Annotated in this window: 2 protein-coding genes; one reads left to right on the top strand and one right to left on the bottom strand. The window is 57.2% G+C overall.

Annotated features, from left to right (window positions below; all coding sequences use genetic code 11):
- Window positions 1-215: 215 nt before the first annotated feature.
- Window positions 216-848, bottom strand: a complete 633-nt coding sequence (locus UUA_RS18105; RefSeq protein ID WP_008439602.1) for a PEP-CTERM sorting domain-containing protein — start codon at window positions 846-848, stop codon at window positions 216-218.
- A 632-nt stretch (window positions 849-1,480) separates the two neighbouring features.
- Here UUA_RS18105 and UUA_RS19075 point away from each other — a divergent pair.
- Window positions 1,481-2,539: an alpha/beta hydrolase gene (locus tag UUA_RS19075; protein WP_202946900.1), complete on the top strand. Its 1,059-nt coding sequence runs from the start codon at window positions 1,481-1,483 to the stop codon at window positions 2,537-2,539.
- Window positions 2,540-2,597 lie beyond the last annotated feature (58 nt).

Here is a 2,597-nt window from a genome sequence, read left to right on the forward strand (position 1 = left end):
CGAAAATACTTGACCACTACAGAGTCTGGCCATGCCCCGAGCATCGGGGCATGGCCAAGGCGGCGATAGTGTGTCTGGGTCCGGGGTGGTGTAGGTGCGCGGTGCCAGGGTTTGTCAGGAAGTGAACCTGACCCCGTTAGGGACCGGCGGTGATGGAGCAGGTACGGACGCAACTGGGCCAAACCGAAATGGTGACGCCTTTTAACCCTGTTGATCTATGCCGCGACTCGATAAGCGGTACGCTTTTTCGCCGCCATCCAAACGCCCAAGAGACCAAATCCCAATAGGCCGAAAGTCCCCGGCTCGGGAACCGGATTCGGGTTATTCTCCGCGCGGCCGAATCGCAAATCGTCAAAGCCCAGAATGTCGTTGGTGGCGTTGAACGTGACGCTGGAAATCTGGTTCCCAAAATCGATGAAGCCGAAGAACGCGCCGCCCCCGTTGATGGCCGACGGCATATTGAGCGTCCTGGTAACGGACGCCCCGTCCACGTACACGATGGTTTGCTGCGGCACGAGATCCGTTTGCAGGCCGTTTACATAGAAGCCAAATGAATCCACTGGGTTCGTGAAGCTGAATGTCACTGAGCCGCCGAAAACAGAGCGGAAGAAAGCACCGCCTGGGGTGGTATTGAACCCGCACAACGCGCCGCAGCCTGAGTTGTTGGTTGTGCTGCCCCCGGTGATGGTCACGTTGGCGGGCAACGCTGACTCAAAGTCAACGATGGAAATGGCGCCAGCAACCGCGTCAAACGTCGCGGCCATCGCGCTGGAATTAACCATCTGTGCCAGCGAACTGACGTTGTTGTCCGACGCTGAGTAGACGACAGGCGTTGCTTGTGCAGACATGCAGGCTGCTGAAAGCGTAGCCGCTAGTAGCAGGAGATTTTTGATTGACATGACTGTTTTGCTCCCAAGTTTCACTGGCATTGTTGGTGGGTGGCTCAAGCCGAGACCTCGCGGCCTCGGATGATTAAGCAGATTTAATGCCATGTTGTATACCTATGTAATAACAAGAACTTGGGTTTCACCCTTGGGGTTGCGGAAAAGGGATCTGTAAAGAATTTCGACGTTTCGCAACATGCACGTAGCTGCGGCCAGCTCTGGCATGTCGCATTCGCTCATCTAGATGACCCTACTGACGGATCGTCCGGCCGTGGCGTTCATGCTTGAACACTGGGCGCTCAGAACAGGTGCTGCCGGTTCAGCCTGCTCGAGCCGAAGTTCATCAGGTAGTTCGGCGAGCCGCCCGGTAGAACTGCTCGAGCTGCCGATAGACGCTCTCCTTGCGGGTCGCGTTTGTCGACTGGTTCGGAGATGGTGCCGAGTAGGACATGGCTGGCAAGCGTCCCTTTCAAAAAAACCAGGCCACCTCAATCCGACTCCGCCAGAACGCCGCAAGGAGTACCGTGGGGCAAAAATCATTGGTTACTTGCATTTGGTGGCGTTCGTGCCTTTCCTCGCTCTCGGATTCTGGGGCTATGCGCAAGCAGAAGGCTTGTCCAGGCAGGCGCAGCACAAAGCTGTCGATTGCTCGACAAATAATTCATTCAAGCCGAAGCCGCTTCACGGCTCGACTTGATTCAGGTGTCAGGCGCCGTCTGGAGATTCGTATGTTTCGACAATTTCTGTACCCGCTAGCTGCGGCAACCCTTGTCGCGTGCGCCAGCACCCATAAGATTCCGGCATCACCTACCGTTGCTGCGTCGATGGGGCCTGCCGAGTTTCAGGCTTTGCCGAGCAAGCCTGCAGATTATCGGGTCGCCTATGGCAAGGATCCGAATCAATTCGCTGATTTGAGGGTCCCATCCGCGGCTGGACAACATCCGGTTGTCGTCCTCATTCATGGAGGATGCTGGAAGGCGGACTACGCTAGCCTCCGCGACATGGCACCCATTGCTGATGCATTGAAAGCCGAGGGCATTGCCACCTGGAATGTGGAATACCGCAGGCTTCCCCAGCCCGGCAGTGGTTGGCCAGGAACCTTCCAGGACGTAGGGATGGCCGTAGACCACCTGCGTACCATCGCCAGGCAATACCGGCTCGATCTCGATCGTGTGGTCTTGCTTGGGCATTCATCTGGTGGGCAGCTCGCGACGTGGGTCGCCGCGCGCAAACGCCTTCCCCAAGGAAGCCCACTTTACGTCGCCGATCCATTGCGGATTCGTGGGGTAGTCAATCTGGCGGGTCCCGGGGACTTGGAGACCGAGATAGCATTGGAAATCGGCGCTTGCCAAGGCCACGTCGTGGAAGAGCTTCTTGGGGGCTCTCCCGCTGCAGTTCCGGAGAGATATAAGCAGGCTTCCCCAAGTAACTTGCTCCCACTGGGCGTGCCCCAGGTTCTTGTCTGGGGAGAACGCGACAAACTTGTGCCCCTCTGGTCGGGAGCGCGCTATGCCAAAGCGGCTGCAGAAGCTGGCGATTCAATTGATTTCGTGACAGCGCCAAGCTTGGGGCACTTTGAAATCGCGAGTCCATTCTCACCGTTCTGGCCAAAAGTGCGCAATGCCGTCCAGTCGCTATTGCGATCGAGTCAATAGCCGACGCCGCTTCGCGACGTGAACCGAAAAAAGTGTCAGGACGGATTCAACTTTGAAG

This window comes from Rhodanobacter thiooxydans LCS2, from assembly GCF_000264375.1.
GTDB lineage: Bacteria > Pseudomonadota > Gammaproteobacteria > Xanthomonadales > Rhodanobacteraceae > Rhodanobacter > Rhodanobacter thiooxydans.